Source organism: Vibrio hepatarius (assembly GCF_043642085.1).
Lineage (GTDB): Bacteria > Pseudomonadota > Gammaproteobacteria > Enterobacterales > Vibrionaceae > Vibrio > Vibrio hepatarius_C.
Genome location: NZ_JBHZSA010000014.1, coordinates 63,005 through 83,496 on the forward strand (window position 1 = coordinate 63,005; position 20,492 = coordinate 83,496).

General features: G+C 46.9%; 23 protein-coding genes. 10 read left to right on the plus strand and 13 right to left on the minus strand.

The features are described from left to right. Positions 1-8: 8 nt before the first annotated feature. From ACHUFZ_RS18910 to ACHUFZ_RS18925, 4 genes are all read right to left on the minus strand, one after another. Positions 9-995, minus strand: a complete 987-nt coding sequence (locus tag ACHUFZ_RS18910) for a serine/threonine protein kinase (protein WP_394128369.1) — start codon at positions 993-995, stop codon at positions 9-11. Positions 996-1,048: 53 nt separating this feature from the next. Next, positions 1,049-2,467, minus strand: coding sequence for a cytochrome c oxidase accessory protein CcoG (gene ccoG, locus ACHUFZ_RS18915; RefSeq protein WP_394128348.1), 1,419 nt, complete (start codon positions 2,465-2,467; stop codon positions 1,049-1,051). Between the two features lie 248 nt (positions 2,468-2,715). Continuing rightward, on the minus strand, positions 2,716-2,982 hold the full coding sequence (locus ACHUFZ_RS18920) for a YihD family protein (protein ID WP_394128349.1): 267 nt from the start codon (positions 2,980-2,982) through the stop codon (positions 2,716-2,718). A 97-nt stretch (positions 2,983-3,079) separates the two neighbouring features. Further along, on the minus strand, positions 3,080-3,247 hold the full coding sequence (locus tag ACHUFZ_RS18925) for a hypothetical protein (RefSeq protein WP_394128350.1): 168 nt from the start codon (positions 3,245-3,247) through the stop codon (positions 3,080-3,082). 291 nt (positions 3,248-3,538) lie between these two features. Between ACHUFZ_RS18925 and ACHUFZ_RS18930 the strand changes: the two genes are divergently transcribed. Both ACHUFZ_RS18930 and trhA read left to right on the plus strand, forming a co-directional pair. After that, a complete protein-coding gene (locus ACHUFZ_RS18930) occupies positions 3,539-4,336 on the plus strand; it encodes a sporulation protein (protein WP_394128351.1) in 798 nt (265 codons plus the stop codon). 91 nt (positions 4,337-4,427) lie between these two features. Next, positions 4,428-5,081: a PAQR family membrane homeostasis protein TrhA gene (gene trhA, locus ACHUFZ_RS18935; RefSeq protein ID WP_394128352.1), complete on the plus strand. Its 654-nt coding sequence runs from the start codon at positions 4,428-4,430 to the stop codon at positions 5,079-5,081. Here the strand turns inward: trhA and ACHUFZ_RS18940 are convergent. From ACHUFZ_RS18940 to def, 6 genes are all read right to left on the minus strand, one after another. Then, a complete protein-coding gene (locus ACHUFZ_RS18940) occupies positions 5,078-5,641 on the minus strand; it encodes a DUF3157 family protein (protein WP_394128353.1) in 564 nt (187 codons plus the stop codon). The genes trhA and ACHUFZ_RS18940 overlap by 4 nt on opposite strands. A gap of 9 nt (positions 5,642-5,650) precedes the next feature. Next, the gene (locus tag ACHUFZ_RS18945; protein WP_394128354.1) at positions 5,651-7,096 is read right to left on the minus strand and encodes a TrkH family potassium uptake protein; all 1,446 of its coding nucleotides are present in this window, start codon (positions 7,094-7,096) and stop codon (positions 5,651-5,653) included. Positions 7,097-7,105: 9 nt separating this feature from the next. Next, positions 7,106-8,482, minus strand: a complete 1,377-nt coding sequence (gene trkA / locus ACHUFZ_RS18950; protein ID WP_394128355.1) for a Trk system potassium transporter TrkA — start codon at positions 8,480-8,482, stop codon at positions 7,106-7,108. Positions 8,483-8,538: 56 nt separating this feature from the next. Beyond that, complete coding sequence (gene rsmB, locus ACHUFZ_RS18955; RefSeq protein ID WP_394128356.1) at positions 8,539-9,819, minus strand: 16S rRNA (cytosine(967)-C(5))-methyltransferase RsmB; 1,281 nt, start codon at positions 9,817-9,819, stop codon at positions 8,539-8,541. 69 nt (positions 9,820-9,888) lie between these two features. Then, positions 9,889-10,836, minus strand: coding sequence for a methionyl-tRNA formyltransferase (gene fmt, locus ACHUFZ_RS18960; RefSeq protein WP_394128357.1), 948 nt, complete (start codon positions 10,834-10,836; stop codon positions 9,889-9,891). A gap of 25 nt (positions 10,837-10,861) precedes the next feature. Then, positions 10,862-11,380: a peptide deformylase gene (gene def / locus ACHUFZ_RS18965; protein WP_394128358.1), complete on the minus strand. Its 519-nt coding sequence runs from the start codon at positions 11,378-11,380 to the stop codon at positions 10,862-10,864. A 176-nt stretch (positions 11,381-11,556) separates the two neighbouring features. Between def and ACHUFZ_RS18970 the strand changes: the two genes are divergently transcribed. Genes ACHUFZ_RS18970 through ACHUFZ_RS18985 form a run of 4 tightly spaced genes read left to right on the plus strand, consistent with a single transcriptional unit; the run spans position 11,557 to position 14,794 of the window. Then, a complete protein-coding gene (locus ACHUFZ_RS18970) occupies positions 11,557-12,603 on the plus strand; it encodes a LysM peptidoglycan-binding domain-containing protein (RefSeq protein WP_394128359.1) in 1,047 nt (348 codons plus the stop codon). Continuing rightward, positions 12,600-13,715 carry a DNA-processing protein DprA gene (gene dprA, locus ACHUFZ_RS18975; protein WP_394128360.1) on the plus strand — a complete coding sequence of 372 codons (1,116 nt, stop codon included), beginning with the start codon at positions 12,600-12,602 and terminating at the stop codon, positions 13,713-13,715. The genes ACHUFZ_RS18970 and dprA overlap by 4 nt, the downstream gene beginning before the upstream one ends. 2 nt (positions 13,716-13,717) lie before the next feature. After that, entirely contained in the window at positions 13,718-14,197 is a 480-nt protein-coding gene (locus tag ACHUFZ_RS18980; protein WP_394128361.1) for a DUF494 family protein, read from the plus strand. A gap of 15 nt (positions 14,198-14,212) precedes the next feature. Further along, complete coding sequence (locus tag ACHUFZ_RS18985) at positions 14,213-14,794, plus strand: DNA topoisomerase family protein (RefSeq protein WP_394128362.1); 582 nt, start codon at positions 14,213-14,215, stop codon at positions 14,792-14,794. 45 nt (positions 14,795-14,839) lie between these two features. On the opposite strand, the gene ACHUFZ_RS18990 is transcribed toward ACHUFZ_RS18985, so the two are convergent. Both ACHUFZ_RS18990 and purE read right to left on the minus strand, forming a co-directional pair. Then, entirely contained in the window at positions 14,840-15,973 is a 1,134-nt protein-coding gene (locus ACHUFZ_RS18990) for a 5-(carboxyamino)imidazole ribonucleotide synthase (protein ID WP_394128363.1), read from the minus strand. Between the two features lie 4 nt (positions 15,974-15,977). Continuing rightward, a complete protein-coding gene (purE, locus tag ACHUFZ_RS18995; RefSeq protein ID WP_053439965.1) occupies positions 15,978-16,463 on the minus strand; it encodes a 5-(carboxyamino)imidazole ribonucleotide mutase in 486 nt (161 codons plus the stop codon). Between the two features lie 194 nt (positions 16,464-16,657). Here purE and tsaC point away from each other — a divergent pair, with 194 nt between their 5' ends. The 4 genes from tsaC (at position 16,658) to ACHUFZ_RS19015 (ending at position 19,330) form a co-directional block, all read left to right on the plus strand. Next, on the plus strand, positions 16,658-17,215 hold the full coding sequence (gene tsaC / locus ACHUFZ_RS19000; RefSeq protein WP_394128364.1) for an L-threonylcarbamoyladenylate synthase type 1 TsaC: 558 nt from the start codon (positions 16,658-16,660) through the stop codon (positions 17,213-17,215). A gap of 21 nt (positions 17,216-17,236) precedes the next feature. Beyond that, entirely contained in the window at positions 17,237-18,154 is a 918-nt protein-coding gene (hemF, locus tag ACHUFZ_RS19005; protein ID WP_394128365.1) for an oxygen-dependent coproporphyrinogen oxidase, read from the plus strand. A 76-nt stretch (positions 18,155-18,230) separates the two neighbouring features. After that, on the plus strand, positions 18,231-19,064 hold the full coding sequence (aroE, locus tag ACHUFZ_RS19010) for a shikimate dehydrogenase (RefSeq protein WP_394128366.1): 834 nt from the start codon (positions 18,231-18,233) through the stop codon (positions 19,062-19,064). After that, positions 19,064-19,330, plus strand: a complete 267-nt coding sequence (locus ACHUFZ_RS19015; protein ID WP_394128367.1) for a DUF1488 family protein — start codon at positions 19,064-19,066, stop codon at positions 19,328-19,330. The genes aroE and ACHUFZ_RS19015 overlap by 1 nt, the downstream gene beginning before the upstream one ends. On the opposite strand, the gene ACHUFZ_RS19020 is transcribed toward ACHUFZ_RS19015, so the two are convergent. Continuing rightward, the gene (locus tag ACHUFZ_RS19020) at positions 19,323-19,871 is read right to left on the minus strand and encodes a gamma carbonic anhydrase family protein (protein ID WP_134836199.1); all 549 of its coding nucleotides are present in this window, start codon (positions 19,869-19,871) and stop codon (positions 19,323-19,325) included. The two genes, ACHUFZ_RS19015 and ACHUFZ_RS19020, sit on opposite strands and share 8 nt — an antisense overlap. Between the last annotated feature and the right edge of the window lie 621 nt (positions 19,872-20,492).

The following is a 20,492-nucleotide window of genomic DNA, read 5'->3' on the forward strand; positions in this document are numbered from 1 at the left end:
TCATTTACTTACCACTGTGGCATGAGTGAAAGTGGGGGTTCATCCAATGCAGAAATTTGCTCTTTAAAAGCAAGTACCTGACTTTCCCAGTATTTTGGATCATTAAACCATGGAAAAGCGATAGGAAATGCAGGATCTTGCCATCTTTTTGCTAACCATGCCATATAGTGCACCATACGTAGACCTCGCAATGGCTCAATTAGTTTCAATTCGTTGCTATTAAAATCATTAAACTCTTGGTACGCCTCCAAAACGATGTCTAGTTGCATCAATTTCTCGGCGCGATCGCCACTGAGCAGCATCCATAAATCTTGAATCGCAGGACCATTGCGAGAGTCATCTAGATCGACAAACATAGGTCCGTCACGCCATAAGATATTGCCAGGGTGACAGTCACCATGCAGGCGTAAAATAGTGGCTGAGTCATCCCAGCGGTTTTCTAATGATTTGATCAGCAGATCGAGATCGTTAAAAAACGCATTTTCGAGATGCATAGGAATGAACTGTGATTGTTGGAGTAGTTTGCGTGGTTGGTAGAGGTACTCGTCCAAGCTAATCGTTGGGCGATGTTTAAATGGCGTTCTTGAACCGACTTTATGGATACGGCCTAAGAAGCGACCAACGCCTTCAAGTTGCTCTAAGTTATCGACTTCAAATTGACGCCCGCCGACACTTTCGAATAGGGCGAATAGATAGCCTTGATAGTGGTGCAGAGTTTGGCCATTAAGTTTTACGGGTGGCGCGACAGGGATCTCTGACTCAATCAGCTCTAAGGTAAAGTCATGCTCTTCTTGAATCTGCTCTTGGCTCCAACGCTCTGGACGATAAAACTTCACCACATAGCGTTGACGCTCTTCATCCGTAAATTGATAAACGCGGTTTTCGTAGCTGTTTAATGCGAGAAAGCCAGATTCTGCGCGGATGCCAATGCTTTCTAGGGCATACCACATAAAATCAGGCGTCAGTGCATCAAAGTTGAATGCTTGCTGGGTCATAAAATAAAAGAGGCTCATTGCTGAGCCTCTTTCCATTTGGGTAGTGAGAAAGTCTAAAGCTTTTTAATAAAGCGGCTTTCTACAGAAATAGTGAAGTCTTCGCTATCGGACAGTATAAACTGAATCGTTGAAACAGGAGAGCTGAGATTGTCAGGGTCGACGCCTAAGCTCATTGGCAGGCTAAGTACTTCGCCTGGTTCAACTTGTATGGTCTGTTTACCGTACCAAGACACATCACTCAAGCCTTCTACGCTCAAGTCGTACTCTTGTTCTTGTTGAGTTTTATTGATGATCTTCAGTGTATAGGTATTTTCAATCTCGCCAGAGCCATTGACTCGAAACAGCTGGTTGCGGTCACGCAGCACGCTTAGCCCTGCCGGGTCGACACTGGCAACCTGAACGAAGAATAGGCCAATCATCACCAGTAGAACGGCGCCATAGCCAAGCAGTTTAGGGCGCGCGACTTTGGTGTGTTTACCCGAGAGACGGTGCTCAGTGGTGTAGCTAATCAAGCCTTTGTCATAACCCATACGATCCATGGTCTTGTCACAAGCATCGATACAAGCGCCGCAGTTAATACATTCGTATTGTAGGCCATCACGAATATCAATCCCGGTTGGGCAGACCTGTACACATAAGTCACAATCGATACAGTCGCCTAAGCCAAGTGCTTTGTGGTCAGCTTTACGTGAGCGAGGGCCGCGGGTTTCACCACGTTTGCTGTCATAGCCAACGATAAAAGTATCTTTGTCGAACATCGCCGATTGGAAACGCGCGTAAGGGCACATATGGATACACATAATAGAGCGCATCCAGCCTGCATTGGCGTAGGTACAGCCAGCAAAAAATAGCACCCAGAATACCGGCCAAAACTCAGCGCTGAAGGTAAAGAAGCCCACAACGAGATCTTGGATAGGAACAAAGTAACCGGTGAAGGTAAAACCCGTTGCAAGGGCAATGGCCCACCACGCGATGTGTTTGGCCGTTTTGCGCATGGCTAAGTTAGCGGTTAACTTGCCTGAGTCTTGTTTGCGGCGTTTATTGGCACTGCCCTCGAGCTTTTCTTCGAACCAAATGTACATAAAGGTCCAAACGGTTTGCGGGCAGAGATAACCACACCAAACGCGACCTAAGAAGGTGGTAATGAAAAACAGCGCAAATGCCGCAATCACAAACAGCAACGCAAGTAAGGTGAGATCTTGCGGGTAAAGGGTGGTGCTAAAAAAGTTAAATTGCTGATTGCCAATGTCGAGTAAGATTGCCTGACGCTCGCCATAAGGTATCCATGGGATCAGAGCAAAAAATAGCAGCAGGAACCAACCACCATAACGACGCAGTTGTTGGAATGTACCTTTACTTTCACGAACGTAAATTCGGTTACTTGGGTTAAACCTGTCGCCTTTGGTTTTGTGGGTTTTTGGATTAAAGGTTTTAGGAGTCACATCTTTAATATCGATTTTGTCCTGACTCATTGTGCTTCCTTCTTAGGCTTTATGGTGTGATTTATACGTTTCACACTCTGCAGACATTGCTATTTTAGTAAATTCTTATGGACGGCGATTATATACGCAATAACATTTTTATTTCTTTAAGGTTATCAACCTTTAACAACAAAGGTCAGTACAGTTATAGAAATAAATCGCCTAACAGTTCGCAAATAGTGGGACAAATAGATATAAAAAAAGCGGCGACTGCCGCTTTTGGAGTGATTTGAAATCTTTTAGCTGATGATGCCGCGCGCTCTTAAAATCGCGGTTTTAAAATCATCTTCTTGGTCTTTCTTCAGGCCAGGAATCATTTCATCTTTTGCGCTGTTACGCATTTTAAGATGGTAGATCAGCACGTCATCGGTGAGATCTTCCAGTTTACCTTCATAACCCGCTTCTTGCGCTAACTTAACGATCATCTGCAGTAGGTTAAGCTCTTGATCTTTTTGCCATTCAGGCTCCAATAGCTCAAGTAGCTCCTCAATACGGTGACACTTCACAGGCTTTCTCCACAATACTTATAATGATTTAGGGTTAAAGGTAACAAATTGCAGAAATGAAGGTAAGAAAAAAGCGCAGTCAAACTGCGCTTTTTAACTAGGCTGCTTTAACAACTTTTGCTGGAGCAGATGCCAATACAGCAGTCTGTTCAACTAAGGTCATTGCAGGAGCTGTTTTCTTTGCCACTGGAGCAGCCACGAAGCCACTGCGGCGGCGCATCGCACTACGGTTAGTGTGCGAAAACCTGACGGTTGCTGGGCGCATCTAAGATACCTAACTGTCAGGCATATCCATTGCCAATGTAATGGCCTGATTAACCATGAGCCTCGCTTCATTGCTGAAGTTTGGCTTTTTTGGCTAGTGCCAATCCAACTAATTAATCAGGAGTATTGATATGCACGCATATCAATAAATAGATTAGCATTATCAGTTGGATTGATCGATATCTAATCGTTTTTCGTTCACTACAATTATGTGAAGCAGGTAGTAGTAGTGAGACGCTAAACAAGATTAGTATGAAAGTCATTGAATCTTTATACAGCCCAGGAGGTAGTTATGTCGTTATTTAAGAAGACCCTGGCAAGTTTTGGCATCGGTTCGGCGAACGTTGATTCGGTGTTGCAGCAAGAAGTGTTGTACCCGGGACAAAAGGTCAACATTACTATTCATGTCTATGGTGGCTCGACCGCGCAGGATATCGATAATATTGATCTGAAACTCTACTGTCGTTACATCAAAGAGGTTCCTGCTGATCACGATAAGAGCAAGCACACCGCAGGACGAATGCGCCGTGTGCCTGCCAGTTATGTATTGGCTGAGTGGTCGCTGCCGTATGCTTTCACGATCAATCCTGGTGAAACGCGTGATTTCGAAGTCGAGCTTGATGTGCCGTGGAATACGCCAGTGACGATCGGTGACTCTAAGGTATGGTTAGAAACTGGGCTTGATATTGCGATGGCTAAGGACCCAACCGATAAAGATATTCTTACCGTCCGCCCTGATCCGCTACTTGATGGTATTTTCACTGCTTTAGAAGAACAAGGTTTACGTATCCGTCAGGTGGAGTGTGAAGAGGTTAATGGCTTTGCGATGCCATTTGTTCAGGAGTTCGAGTTTGTGCCGACCACTGGCCCATTCCACGGTCGTTGGCGTGAGCTAGAAGTGGTGGCTTACCGCAATGATGATGAGCTGCAATTGTGGTTCGAAATCGATCGCCATCGCGAAGGGGCAAAAGGGATGCTCGCTAGTCTTCTGGGAGTTGGTCAACTGAAAAGGCAACTGGCTCTACCGCTGCACACCTCTGCCGATGAAGCAGGCAAGCTAGTGTTAGAGTATCTCGACAACCATTCTTAACAGAAATTTAAAACTTTCAGCTTACAAGTGTAAGCTTAATGTGTAATACTCTTGAGTAATTATTCCAATTTTACTCAAGAGTTACGCACGCATGTCTGTACATCCTCCTATTGAATACAGTGCAAAAGAAGAGTTCGCTAATACGTTAACTCATGCTTTGGGCATGCTGCTGAGTATTGTTGGTTTGGTGCTTTTGCTAATCAAAGCGTCACAACACAATGCGGACGCGATGACTATCGCCAGTATGAGTATCTATGGCGGCAGTATGATCTTACTGTTCTTGGCCTCAACGCTCTATCACGCGATAGCTAACCCGCGCGCCAAACGGGCTCTGAAAACCTTTGATCACTGCGCGATTTATCTGCTTATTGCCGGTAGCTACACGCCGTTTTTATTGGTGGCTTTGCGAACGCCCTTAGCTATAGGTTTAATGGCGGTGATCTGGGGCATTGCCTTATTTGGCATCATCATGAAGTTAGCGTTTGTTTATCGCTTTAAAAAGTTATCTCTGGTGACTTACCTGACGATGGGCTGGCTCTCTCTGATTGTGATTTATCAGTTGGCGATGAGCTTGTCGATTGAAGGGTTAACGCTACTCGCAGCTGGTGGCGTGATTTACTCGTTAGGGGTTATTTTCTATGTGGCGAAACGCATCCCATACAACCATGCGATTTGGCATGGTTTTGTTTTAGCAGGATGCGCTTGTCATTTCTTCGCGATTTATCTGTATGTCCAACCGGTCTAACGGGTTTCGATGTTGACCACTTTGGCCTTGATTTGATACTGAGCAGCGGACTCGACATCCACTTTTATCGGTTTACCTGTGGCGATTTGTTCCGGTCTTAAGTAGGTATCAGCCATACGTTTGATTGAAGACCACACCTTAGCGTTTTGTTTGCTAAGTACAGCGCCAGAACTATCCAGCACTTCCACCTCAAGCTCGACCGTAATTACCGCTTGACGGCTTTGGTTGGTCAATGAGGTCGGAATCACTAGTTGACCATCTTGGTAGCTAGCGGCCGCTAACAGAATATCCACTCCTGAGTCTGACAACTGCATGGTCGGCTTATCACTATTTAGGTTTATCAAGCTGCCAGTTTGATTTAGAACCACAGGGATGGCAGCAACAACGGGTTTCGCTACTGTGCTATTTGCTGGAGTCTCACTGGCAGTCGGCGCTGTGACATAGTGCCAAGTAAAGTCATCGTTGAGCTGAACTTTTCGTCCATCTTCTAGGGTGATCTGTTGTGCAGCCATAAGCTGAGAGCTAGCGATTAGGCCACAAAGTACAATCAGTCTTTTCATTATTACTCCTTAACGTCGCCAAAATGCTGGGAAGAACAGCACCAGCAGAGTCAAAATTTCAAGGCGCCCCATCAGCATACCTAAACTTAGTAGCCACTTTGCGCCATCTGGCAGAGGTGCGAAGTTACCAGTCGGGCCAATGATGGTTCCCATACCAGGCCCTACGTTGGCGACGGCAGTAATGGAACCAGAAATACTGGTGATTGGGTCGAGACCCATAGCACTTAACCCCCCCGCAATGGCAATGATAGTAATAAAGAAGGTCAAGCCAAACGCCACTACCGAACGGACGATATCATCGTTGACCGGGCGTTGATTGTAACGCTGAACAAACACTCCTGATGGGTGAATGAGCTTCATCATCTGTTTGTTGAGTAGGGTTATTGCGATCTGAAAACGGAACACTTTAATCCCGCCAGACGTTGAACCCGAGCAAGCACCTGCCATCATTAGGAAAGCAAACAAGGTCGTTGGCAGTGCTCCCCAAGCGGTAAAGTCTTCTAAGCCAAAACCTGTGGTGGTCACGACGGAAACAATGTTGAACATGGATACTCTCAGCGCGTCGGAGATAGCGTAGCCATCACGAATCACCAGCCAAGCTGAGATAATCAGACTGCTGATGAGAAATAAGTAAGTAAAGCCACGCACCTGAGCATCTTTGAACAGGTGATCCAGACGGCGCTTACGCAATGCTGCAACAAAGAGTAAGAACGGCAAGCCACCTAAGAACATGAACACCGTTGCCACCCAATGAGCGGAGTTGGAGAAGTGATTCATCGAACCATCAGAGGTGGAGTATCCGCCAGTAGATAAGGTAGTGAAAGAGTGATTGATCGCTTCAAAAAAGGTCATGCCAGAGGCAAGGTAAGCGAGCAAACATAAGCCGGTCAGTACCAGATAAACGGCAACAATGTTTTTCGCAACGGTTTTAGCTCTCGGGCTACTTTTGTCTGACCAGTCAGAGGACTCGGTGTGGAACAGCTTCATACCACCGACGTTGAGCATTGGCAGTACTGCTACCGCCATCACGATAAAGCCTATTCCACCCAGCCATTGCAAGATACTGCGCCACAATAAAATACTCGGCGCCATCCCATCTAAGCCGCTGAGTACCGTAGATCCTGTAGTGGTGATGCCCGACATGGTTTCAAAGTAGGCATCGGTGAAACTGATGTGGTTGATAAAGACAAATGGCAGCGCGGCAAAGGCGCTGGCGATGGTCCATACCAAGCTAGTGATTAAGAACATATCTCGCACACTGAGCTTAAAGGCTTTGGTACGACCGATAGTTAAACAGGCAAAGGCAGCAATATGGGTGATCACTACGGCTTGGCCAAACTCTAAGAAGCCAGGTGTACCTGTGATAAAGGAGACCAAAGTTGGAACGTACATAAATAGGGCTAGTTTAGATAACACTAGCCCGATAACGAACAGTACGGGACGGAAGTTGACCATAACAGAGCCTTATAGGAAGAATGGACTCGGCTGGAATAGGGCTTCGACGTCTGGCACGTATTTTTTGTCGACGAGGAACATCACCACGTGATCATCTTGTTCGATAACCGTACGGTCATGAGCGATCAAGACTTCTTCACCACGAACAATGGCGCCAATGGTTGTACCCGGTGGCAGTTTGATGTCACCAATCGCGCGACCCACTACCTTAGAGGTGGTTTCGTCACCGTGGGCAATGGCTTCGATCGCTTCGGCAGCGCCACGGCGTAGAGAGGATACGTTCACAATATCAGCACGACGAACATGGGTGAGTAGCGCAGAAATTGTCGCTTGTTGCGGAGAGATTGCCACATCAATCACGCCACCTTGAACAAGGTCAACGTAAGCACCACGCTGGATCAGCACCATGGCTTTCTTCGCTCCCATGCGCTTGGCGAGCATGGCGGACATGATGTTGGTTTCATCTTCGTTGGTGAGGGCGATAAACACATCAACTTGGTCGATATTCTCTTCGGCAAGCAGTTCTTGGTCTGCGGCGTCACCACAGAAGACGATAGTGTTCTCTAACTCTTCAGATAGTTTTTCAGCGCGTTGGTAACTGCGCTCAATCAGCTTCACGCTGTATGACTGCTCAAGGCGGCGCGCCAAGCTAGCACCAATGTTACCACCACCAACAATCATGATTCGGCGGTAAGGTTTTTCTAGACGTTGCAGTTCACTCATTACTGAGCGAATGTGGTTACTCGCGGCAACAAAGAACACCTCATCATCGGCTTCAATGATGGTGGTGCCTTGCGGGCGAATTGGACGGCCTTGACGGAAGATCGCCGCAACACGGGTATCAATGTGCGGCATGTGTTCACGCAGTGCGGATAGGGCATTGCCCACCAATGGACCACCGTAATAGGCTTTAACTGCTACTAGGCTCACTTTTTGCTCGGCGAAACTCACCACCTGAAGTGCACCAGGGTACTGGATTAAGCGCTCGATATAGCTTGTCACTAACTCTTCTGGAGCGATAAGGTGGTCAACCGGTACCGCGCCTGATTGGAATAGCGCTTCTTTCTCCAACAAATATTGCGGAGAACGAATGCGAGCAATTCTGTTGGGGGTGTTAAACAGAGAAAAGGCCACCTGACAGGCGGCCATGTTGGTTTCATCCATGTTGGTTACCGCAACCAACATATCGGCATCTTGAGCGCCCGCTTCACGTAGCACATCTGGGTGGCTCGCATAGCCATTCACAACTCGTAAATCGTATTTATCTTGCAGCTCACGCAAGCGATCGCTGTCTCTGTCTACGATGGTGATGTCATTATTTTCACCGACAAGGTTCTCTGCCAGTGTGCCGCCAACCTGACCCGCACCAAGAATGATGATTTTCATACATTTATCTCGTTTAACTACTGAAAAGGCGGCGACTATTGTCACCGCCTAACTGTTTACGCGTTTTTGATTAACACTGCGTAGTAGAAGCCATCCATATCTTCTTCGCCAGGCAAGATCTGACGACCCGGATTGTTGACATCAGAGCCAACTAAGGTCGCATTGTCTGTACGTTCAAGGAAAGCTTTTACTTGTAGAACGTTTTCTTGTGGGGTGATTGAGCAAGTGGCGTAAACCATAGTGCCGCCTATTTTCAATTGTCCCCACATCGCATCCATAATTTCGCTTTGCAGCTCAGCTAAAGCATCGATGTCGTTCGCTCGGCGTAACCACTTAATATCAGGGTGGCGACGGATAACGCCGGTTGCTGAACATGGTGCATCAAGCAGAATGCGGTCAAACTTTTCGCCAGTCCACCACTCTTGAGGGTAGCGAGCGTCGCCACAAATTACATCGGCACGCAATTGTAGACGTTCTAGGTTGTCATAGACGCGGTCAAGACGTTTAGCGTCACAATCAATCGCAACCACTTCGGTATCTTCGGTGTGTTCAAGAATATGCGCGGTTTTACCACCTGGCGCTGCACAACAATCGAGAATCAACTCACCATTTTGCGGCTGCAGGTAGTTTACTGATAGTTGCGCAGCAGCGTCTTGCACCGATACCCAGCCTCGGTCGAAACCTGGCAGCAGCGTTACATCACAAGGTGAGGCCAATTTTATGGCATCAGCAGCTTCAGGGTGAATAGTGAATTCAATGTTTGCATCTTTCAACAGCTCAAGGTACTCATCGCGAGTGTGGTGTTGGCGATTGACTCGCAGCCACATTGGCGCTTTGCTGTTATTCGCTTCGATCAGCTGCTCCCATTGTTCTGGGTAGCTCTCGCGCAGCATGTTCAACAGCCAGTTCGGGTGACCATACTTACCTGCGTTGTGGCTCACGGCTTTCTCGTCTAACGCTTCTTGGTCACGTAGGTAGCTACGCAATACGGCGTTAATAAGACCGCGCAGGCTTGGACCTTTTAACGTCTTGGTGCCTTCAACGGTTTCAGCAACCGCTGCGTGAGCAGGAATGCGCATGAAGCTTAGCTGGTAAATGCCAACCAAAATTAAGTGGTGAAAGACACGCTTTTTGCCTTTCAACGGGTTATCCATTAGCTCGTTGGCAATAGACTCTAGGCGCGGTAAGTATCTTAGTGCGCCGTAGCAAATTTCTTGCAACAGAGCGTGGTCTCTTGGTCTGATGGTCTTTTGCGCCGCAGGAAGGGCGTGTGAAAGAGATTGGCCTTTATCGACCACTTGGAATAGGACGTTAGCAGCAGCTGCGCGAACATTCATGATGGATACCTTGAATTAAGGGAGGGTGTCTCCACCCTCAAAATGTACGTTTCCCTTGCGGGAGAAAAGTTAAACCAGTTGAGTACCGACTTCAAACCAGTTTGCACGTGAGTTGAGAATATCTTGCACGGACATCGCTTTTTTACCTGGTACTTGCAGTTGTTCTAGTACCAGCACGCCATTGCCAGTAGCAATGTAGATGCCTGTCTTGTCGGCTTGCAGGATAGTACCCGCTGGTTTGTCTGATACTTGCTCATCAACACGGCTCTGCCAAACTTTGATGCTGTTTTCTGCCGCCTCAAAGTGGCTCATTGGCCATGGGTTGAAAGCACGTACGCAGCGTTCAATGTGTGCAGCGTCGTCAGCCCAGTTAATACGCGCTTCTTCTTTACTCAGTTTCTTCGCGTAGTTAGCCAGCTCATCATCTTGCTTTTCAGCTACAGCTTTGCCTTCGGCAATATCGGCTAAACACTCAACGAGCGCGTCAGGGCCAAGTTCTGCCAGCTTTTCATACATGGTCGCGCTGGTGTCCGTTGCTTCGATAGGCAAGGTCGCGATTTTTAGCATATCGCCAGTATCTAGGCCGATATCCATCTGCATAATAGTCACGCCAGTCTCGTTATCACCCGCCCAAATAGAGCGTTGAATCGGAGCCGCGCCACGCCAGCGAGGAAGAATCGAACCGTGTACGTTGATACAACCTAGTTTCGGTGTATCTAATACCGCTTGAGGTAGCAGTAGACCGTAAGCGACAACAACCATAAGGTCAGCGTTCAGCTCTGCAAGCTCTTGCTTGGCTTCGTCTGACTTGAAGTTTTCTGGTTGGTAAACCGGAATGTTGTGCTCAAGGGCAATGTTCTTTACCGGACTCGCAGTGAGTTTCTTACCACGGCCTGCTGGGCGGTCTGGCTGCGTGTAAACAGCGATAACTTCATGCTCCGAAGACAACAACGCCGCCAAGTGACGGGCGGCGAAATCCGGAGTACCAGCAAAAACAATTTTCAAAGGTTTGCTCAAGGTACCTTCCTTCTATTTATGGCGGTTAAGCTTTGGTGTTCTTCTCGTTGAAGCGCTTGATCTTAGCTAGCTTGTCTTGAATACGCTTACGTTTTAAAGGCGAAAGGTAGTCTACAAACAGTTTGCCTTCTAAGTGGTCAAGCTCATGCTGAACACAAATCGCTAATAGGTCATCAGCTTCAAATGTGAACTCTTCACCGTCGCGGTTAAGTGCTTTTACCGTTACTTCTGCTGCACGTGACACTAAAGCTCGTGCGCCCGGTACTGATAGACAGCCTTCTTCAATGCCATCTTCACCGCGCTTTTCAAGAATTTCTGGATTGATCAGAACCATTGGCTCATCACGAGTCTCAGAAATATCGATAACAACAATGCGTTGGTGGAAATCAACTTGGGTTGCCGCCAAGCCAATACCTTCTTCGTCGTACATGGTTTCAATCATGTCATCAACGAACTTTTGAATCTCAGGTGTCACTGCTTCTACCGGCTTTGCTACGGTGCGAAGGCGATCATCTGGGAATGTTAATACTTGTAATACAGACATATACACTCGAATGTTGAACTGTGCCGAATCAGGATAAACCTCGTTGGCTCAATTCTAGACATTTTAGATGTCAAATGACAGCATCAATGCGGCTTTTTGAACAGCTTCTCTTAGCTAAAACAGTCAACAAGCGAGTTGAAGTCGGCCAAGGATTTCAATGTTGTCAGGGAATGACTATGTTAGGTTTACTGAACTGCCGCGTGATTTTTCTCGGCTTACTCTTTGTCCCGCTTACCAATAGTGCTAGTGATGACCTTGCACCTGTGACACTTAAGCAAGATGTTCCGGCTAGCTATACGGTTGTGAAAGGGGATACCTTATGGGATATTTCAGCCATTTATCTAGAGAATGCTTGGCAGTGGCCGCGCTTATGGCAGGCTAATCCCGATATCGACAATCCTCACCTTATTTACCCCGGAGATCGCCTCTATTTAACTTGGCGTGATGGCCAACCTACGCTGAGTCTCAAGCCAGTGGTCAAACTCAGCCCTAGCGTTCGTTTAGTCGATAAGCGCCCAATCCCAACTTTGAAACCTGAGTTGATGCTTCCTTACCTCGAATCCGATCGACTACTCAGTCAAGCGAGCATAGACGGTAGCGTTCGAGTGTTGGGTGCCAGTCATGGACGACAATTTCTAACTGAGCAAGACGCTGTGTACGTTTCTGGCCTACAACCTGAGTTTAACTGGGGGATCTATCGTCAAATGGCGAGTTTTACTCGTAAAGATAAGGTGGTTGTCGCTTTTAAGCGCATCGCAAGTGCCGAGCAGGTTGGATATGCTGAGCAGGTGACACGCTTACGTGTGACGGAGCAAAGACAAGAAATTATGCCTAATGATATTGCTCTACCTGAACAGTCAGAGCCGCTGGCTAGCGAGACAAATCGCTTCTATCCAACACCTGCGCCGTCAGATCACGGCGCACAAATTCTAGGTAGCTTAACAGGCCAGCGTTATGTGGGTCAGTATGATGTAGTGGTGCTTAATCGCGGACTGGCTGATGAACTTATCCAAGGTAATATGTTTGAGCTCTACCAACAAGGTACACAGGTCAAGCTTGATAATGGCAAACAGGTATCGTTGGCCAAAACTCATATTGGTAATTTGATCGTTATACGCCCTTATCAGTACTTTAGCCTTGCGCTGGTCAGCGAAAGTACTCAGCCCATCGGTGTGGATTCTCCACTTATCGCACCGCCTCGGCTGAGTGAGGTAGAACAATGAACAGCCAAGACCTAGCAGCATGGTTAGCGCTTTATTTCACCCCGCGTATAGGACCGAAAACCTTTACTCGCTTATTAGCCATAGATACGCCAAGTAATATTGTCGGTTCGAGCAAACAGCAACTCCAAGCGATTGGTCTGAGCGATAAACAAATCCACTATTTGCATCACACTGCCACGCGTGAGGTTGAACATTGTCTGCAATGGCAACAAGAGTCTAACCAGCATATTATTTGCCGAGCTGATAGCCATTACCCAGATTTGCTCAAGCAGGCCGAAGGTGCGCCCCCATTGCTGTTTGTCTCAGGCAACCCTAGTTGCTTATCAAGTCCTCAAATAGCGATAGTTGGTAGTCGCAATGCGAGTATCGACGGATTAAACAGTGCGAGAAGTTTTGCCCACAGTCTGGTTGAGCATGAGTTAGCCGTCACCAGTGGTTTAGCGCTTGGGGTCGATGGTTATGCTCATGATGGTGCTCTACAAGGAAACGGCACGACGCTAGCGGTGCTTGGTTGCGGGTTAAATACCATTTATCCCGCTCGGCATCGAGAACTTGCCCAGCGAATCATCGACAGTGGCGGAGCTTTAGTGTCTGAGTTTCACCCTTTAGCCAAACCCAAAGCGGATCATTTTCCGCGGCGAAATCGAATCATCAGTGGATTGTCATTGGGAGTATTAGTCATCGAAGCGGCGGAGAAAAGTGGCTCCTTGATTACGGCGCGCTACGCGATAGAGCAAGGGCGAGAAGTCTTCGCCTTACCTGGCTCAATTCATCAATCGAGTGCTAGAGGCTGTAACTTGTTGATAAAGCAAGGGGCATGCTTAGTTCTGACGGTGCAAGATATTCTCGATGAAATTGAAACGCTACTTGCTTGGTCTGATTGTAATAAGCCACCTATTCAGCCCGAACTATTTGATATAATAGATAGTAAAGAAGAATTGCCATTTGCTTTACTGTTAGCTAACGTAGGAAGTAAGGCTACACCAGTTGATATTCTTGCAAACAGGACCAATATACCTGTGCAGGAAGTCATGATGCAGCTCTTGGAGCTTGAGCTTCTAGGGCATGTTGTTGCAGTTTCCGGTGGCTATATTCGAAAGGGGAGGGGCTAGCTATGATGATGGATATCCTAATGTATCTGTTCGAGACTTACATCCATAGCGATGCAGAGTTACAAGTCAATCAAGATGAGCTAGAAGAAGAGCTTCTTCGCGCTGGTTTTCATCAAAAAGACATCTATAAAGCCCTTGTCTGGCTAGAAGAGTTAGCGGCATTGCAGCAAAGTGAAACTCACTCTGCAATTTCGGTGTGCAGCACTTCCAATTCGACTCGTATTTACACTAACAAAGAGTGTGAGCGGCTATCGATTGAATGTCGTGGTTTTTTGACCTTCCTTGAGCAGGTCAATGTCCTGACGACAGAAACTCGTGAAATGGTCATTGACCGGATTATGGGGTTAGAAACCGATGAGTTTGAGTTGGACGATCTGAAATGGATTGTCTTGATGGTACTGTTTAATGTGCCGGGCAATGAGAACGCTTATACGCTTATGGAAGAGCTGTTGTATACCAAAGAGCAAGGTATTCTTCACTAATCTTCATGAGTTGATATGAGTAACAAGATTGATCAGACACTGTTTTCAGCGCATGAGCATGCGTTGGAGCATCAGTCGTGTCCTAAATGCCAAGCGGAGCAGCGTGAAGGTGAGCTTCAGCTGCGTCACGGCAAACATGGCCCTTTCCTTGGTTGTAACCAATATCCTGAGTGTGATTTCATTAAGCCCTTGCACCAAAACGATGGACACATCGTTAAAGAGCTAGGTGTACCATGCCCTGAATGCGGTAATGAGTTGGTATTGCGTCAGGGTCGCTATGGCATGTTTATTGGCTGCAGCCACTACCCAAGTTGCCATCATATCGAGTCTCTCGACCAGCCTAAACAAGAGCAGGCACCGCAAACGCACTCGTGCCCTGAATGCCATAAAGGCCAATTAGTTGAGCGCAAAACCCGTTTTGGCAAACTGTTTTATGCTTGTGATAACTACCCTAAGTGTAAGTTTGCCGTCAATCAGCCACCGGTTACAGGCAAGTGTGAGAAGTGTGGTTATCCACTCTTGGTTGAGAAAAAACTCGCCAGTGGTGACAAGCTACAATGTGCTGATCGAAAGTGTCACCACATTCAACAAGATTAAAAAAACGGCGCTCGGTGCGCCGTTTTTTGCTGTTGTTAGTTTGGGCTACTCAGAAAAGTTAGCGGCAAACTCGTGTACCGCAGGGAAGGTGTCTTTGTCTAAGCTACCTGCTAGTGCACAAAGCTTACGCTGCAGCTCGCCGTTGTAGTCACCACAAACGTTAATGTGACCCATTTTGCGACCCGCGCGCTTCTCTTTACCATACCAATGCACATGGCAACCATCCATTTCAAGCACCGCTTGAGGAAGAGTATCTTCGCCGAGAATGTTAATCATCGAAGTTGATCGAATCAGCTTAGTTGAGCCTAGCGGCAGTCCGCACACTGCACGTAGATGGTTCTCAAATTGACAGGTCTCTGCACCTTGCTGAGTCCAGTGACCTGAGTTGTGCACGCGTGGTGCAATCTCATTCACCAGTAGCGTGCCGTCAACATCAAAGAACTCTAGCGCGAGCACGCCGACATAGTTGAGTTTGTTGGCAACGGCAGTGAACATCTGTTTAGCTTGCTGTTGCAGTTCTGTATCGGCAATCGCGGTTGAAAGTGTCAGTACACCATTGGTATGCACGTTTTCTGCTAGTGGGTAGACGGCAACGCTGCCATCTTTAGCGCGAGCTCCTACTAGAGAAACTTCACGATTAAACGGGACGAACTCTTCAGCAACAATTGCTTGAGTTTCGGTTACGGCAATGCACTCAGCCATTTCAGCCCAGATGCTATCTGCTTGTGCTGGATCTTTAAGTCGCCACTGCCCTTTCCCATCGTAGCCACCCAAGGCACTTTTTAGCACCATCGGAATACCGACATGCTCAATCGCGCGATCAAAGTCTTCACGGCTATTGATGATATAATATTTAGCATTACGTACACCAGCATCATCAAGCAGCCCCTTCTCAATGCGGCGATCTCCGCCAGCTTTGATAGCTTCACTTGATGGGAGGAACTTACCGCTTTGCTCACAGATCGCAAGAATGTCGTGAGGGATATGTTCGAACTCGGCTGTGATGACATCAGCTGTTTCAATCGCACTGTCTAATCCGTGACCTATCACGGTTTGCGTCAGTGGATGAACGATGTTTTGGCTGCCAACATCATACGCTGAGATCTTGATGTTCAGTGGAGCGCCCGCGAGTGACATCATACGAGCTAATTGACCTGCACCTAGCACTAAAACATGCATTGCATTAGTCCTCAGCTGGGTTTGGGTTTGCTAGAACGGTTTCAGTCTGTTCAGCGCGGAACGCTTCGACCTTCGCCATGACTTCTTCATCGTGAGTACCAAGGATTTGCGCTGCTAGAATGCCCGCATTGGCTGCGCCCGCTTCGCCGATAGCTAACGTACCGACCGCAATACCTTTTGGCATTTGCACGATAGAGTAGAGCGAGTCTAGACCGCTCAGTGCGCGTGACTGTACTGGTACACCTAGTACTGGCAGTGAAGTGAAGGCTGCCGCCATACCCGGAAGATGCGCTGCGCCGCCAGCTCCAGCAATGATCACTTTCAGACCACGCTCTTTTGCGCTATTTGCATAGTCAGCAAGCAGTTGAGGTGTGCGGTGCGCAGAAACAACTTTTGTTTCGTACTCAACGCCGAATCTATCCAGCATTTCTGCTGCTAGTTTCATGGTTGGCCAATCTGATTTAGAACCCATGATGATACCGACTTTCATCTCAAACTCCTTCAAAGCTGCGTAGAATTGGTGAGCAAATAATTTGAGCGCATTATACGGGGATTTTATCACTAAGCAAACGTTTGCGTCAGGTTTGAATGAGCAGGTGAAAGATTGTTACCTAAATAGCTTTAGTCACAACTAATGATTATTTGTACACTTAACCCAAACCGCTAACCAAATAGGATGCTTAGGTGAGTAACTTTGAGCGAGCACTCAGTGCACTAAAACAGGGTGAATTGATCGCCTACCCAACAGAAGGCGTGTTTGGGGTTGGCTGTGATCCTGATAACCCGAGTGCGATAAAAAAGCTACTAGAACTTAAACAACGCCCGGTAGAAAAAGGGCTTATTCTGATTGCCGCCAATTACCAGCAGCTGTTGCCTTATGTTGATCAGCAAGCTTTGAGCGCCGAACAGCTAGAGCGAGTGCAGCAAACTTGGCCCGGGCCTGTCACTTGGATCATGCCAAGCAGTGATAAAGTTTCTAATTGGGTTTCGGGGCAACATGACTCAATTGCCGTGCGTGTGACTGATCATCCTTTGGTACAAAAGATGTGTAATGCATTTGGAAAGCCGTTAACCTCTACCAGCGCAAACCTAACGGGCGAGCCGCCGTGTGTCACCACTGAACAAGTTTATCAGCACCTTGGTGATAAATTGGTGGCGGTGCTAGAGGGCCAAACGGGCGGTCGAACAAACCCAAGTGAAATTCGTGATGCAAGAACCTCACAAGTATTGAGACAGGGTTAACCCTGCAATAAAGGAAGTCGAATGTCAGCGATAGATAAATTAGCCGTAAAACAATTTCTCATGGCACTCCAAGACTCTATTTGTCAGCAATTAGAGCAAGCCGATGGTAAAGCACTATTTGTAGAGGATGAATGGCATCGTGAGCCAGGTGAGAAGCTAGGTGGTGGCGGTCGAACTCGCGTGATGAAAGAAGGCGCGGTGTTTGAGCAAGGCGGCGTGAACTTTTCTCATGTACAAGGTAAAGAAATGCCAGCCTCAGCAACCGCGCACCGACCTGAATTGGCAGGGCGTCGTTTTGAAGCGATGGGGGTGTCATTGGTTATGCATCCTAATAACCCATATGTACCAACCTCGCACGCCAACGTTCGCTTCTTTATTGCCGAAAAAGAGGGCGAAGAGCCTATCTGGTGGTTTGGCGGAGGCTTCGATTTAACGCCGTTTTATCCTTTTGAAGAAGATGCGCAATATTGGCACAACACCGCGAAAGAAGTGTGTGCGCCATTTGGTAGTGAAGTCTACTCAGAGCATAAAGCTTGGTGTGATAAATATTTCTACCTGCCACACCGTGATGAAACTCGTGGTGTCGGTGGTCTGTTCTTTGATGATCTTAACCATTGGGAATTCGATAAGTGCTTTGAGTACATCAAAGCGGTTGGTCATGGTTATACGGATGCGTACCTGCCGATAGTAGAGCGCCGCAAAGAGACTGAATACGGTGAACGTGAACGTCAGTTCCAACTATATCGCCGAGGTCGTTACGTCGAATTTAACTTAGTGTTTGACCGCGGTACTCTATTTGGCCTGCAGAGCGGCGGTCGTACAGAATCTATCTTGATGTCGATGCCGCCGTTAGCGCGCTGGGAATATGCTTACCAAGTTGAACCGGGGTCAGCAGAAGCTGAACTATACGATCATTACCTCAAACCAAGAGAGTGGTAAGACTTTCTTCAATATATAGATAGTGATAGGGTCAATGTCTCGCATTGGCCCTTTTTTAGTTTTGCAGGTAAAGGAAATGACTCAGCAAATAGATCGCTATGCCGTTTTTGGCAACCCCATCTCTCAAAGTAAATCGCCTTTTATTCATACCCTATTTGCTCGTCAAACCAATCAGTCATTGACCTATACTGCAGAAAGCCCAAATAAGGACGCGTTTCAACAAGCGGCTTCTGAGTTTTTTGCACAAGGTGGCAAAGGCTGTAATGTTACTGTGCCATTTAAGGAAGATGCTTATCGCTTTGCTACTCGACTAACCGAACGTGCTCAGTTGGCTGGGGCGGTGAATACGCTGAAGAAGCTTGATGATGGTGACATTATTGGTGATAACACCGATGGCGAAGGTTTAGTGCAAGACTTATTGCAATATCAAGCGCCTTTAAAAGGTGCTCGTATTTTACTTATTGGTGCTGGTGGCGCTGCGCGTGGTGTCATTAAGCCACTTTTAGACCAAAAGCCTGCGGAGATAGTTGTTACCAACCGAACCTTTGCCAAGGCGCAACTACTAGCTGAGATGTTTGCTCCGTATGGAACGATTAGCGCTTGTGAGATGAGTGAAGTGAACCAAGCGTTTGATGTGATCATCAATTCCACTTCTTCTAGTTTGAGTGGTGAGCTACCAGATATATCCGCAGCTATCTTTACGGAGCAAGCAGTTGTGTATGACATGATGTATGGCGCGGGTAAAACGACCTTCAATCAGTGGGCGCATGAGCATGGGGTAGTGCGAGTCTTCGATGGGCTGGGAATGCTTGTCGGTCAGGCAGCAGAAAGCTTTATGCTTTGGCGTGGCTTAAGACCTGGTACCAAACAAATTTTACGTGAGTTAAGAAAGAACCTAGGGGGATTGTAATGAATCAATCAATCTTATTCCCTGACATGCAAACATGGGATGAAGACAAGCAATCAGTTCTCTTTCCGGCGCAGCAATCAGGCGCTCTGATTCAATGCCTAGTGAGCATTAGTGAACTGAGGCAGTTGTCGGGACAGGATATCGAGAACGAACAGCAAGCTCTGGAAGTCTTTTCACAATATCGATTCGATCTTGAAGAGCTTGCTGAAGAACTGATTGAAGAGGAAGAATTCAACTCAGAAGGTAATATAGAGGTAGTTAGTTAATCTCTTTAACCTCGTGAAGGTAATCTTCTTTGTTCTGCACATAGTTATCCGCAGACTTCTGTAAGAAAGCTCGTTCCTTATCGTTGAGAGGGCGAGCTTGCTTAACCGGGCTTCCAACATAAAGGTAACCACTTTCGAGTCGTTTTCCTGGTGGTACTAGACTGCCAGCACCAATCATCACCTCTTCTTCTATAATAGCGGCGTCTAACACGATCGCACCCATACCGACTAAAACGCGATCTTTTATGATACAGCCATGCAGCATCACTTTGTGGCCAATAGTGACATCATTGCCAATAATAAGCGGGTAACCTTCTGGGTTCTCCTTATTCTTGTGAGTGACATGCAATACGGAGCCATCTTGAACATTGCTACGCTCGCCAATATGAATATGGTTCACATCGCCACGCGCAGCAACGAGCGGCCAGATACTCGAATCGTCACCTATCTTAATATCGCCGACTAAAACAGAGCTGCTATCTATATAGACGCGTTGACCAATTTGTGGGGAAATTCCTTTGTAACTGCGTAGAGAGCTCATTTTTTCTCCTTATATAGAGGGAAACTCGCCTAGAGAGGCAGAGAAAAGTGGTAAAAACAGGTCGTTTTGAATAGAAAATACGCAAAAGACAAAAAAATCAAAAAAAACTTCAAAAAGGGCTTGCCAATGTGATCGCAATCTCTATAATGCCACCTCGCTGACACGGGAACACTTCGAAGCTAAGGTTTCGAAGGGAATAAAAGCCCAGTTAGCAAGGTCAATTAGCCAAGCGGAAACGCTTGAAAAAAGTTTGAAAAAAGTGGTTGACACTAAACTTTATCTCGCTAAAATGACCGCCTCTTCCGAAGTGATGTGAGTCACAAAGAAGAAAGCTCTTTAACAATATAAACCTATCAATCTGTGTGGGCACTCGTTGATGATAATCCAATTAGAAATTTCTCTTACTAAAGAGCGGTTTCAAATTAGGTTTCAATGAAACGAAGTGACCAAACGAGATTAGCTTTCTTTGTAAAAGGAAACTTAGTCTTGGCACAGTCAATTCATTATCGTTCTGTTGGAACGATAATAGCTTTAAAATTACATTAGTAGTTTTGAAGTCAGTATTCATTGAGCCGAACAAAATCTTAAATTGAAGAGTTTGATCATGGCTCAGATTGAACG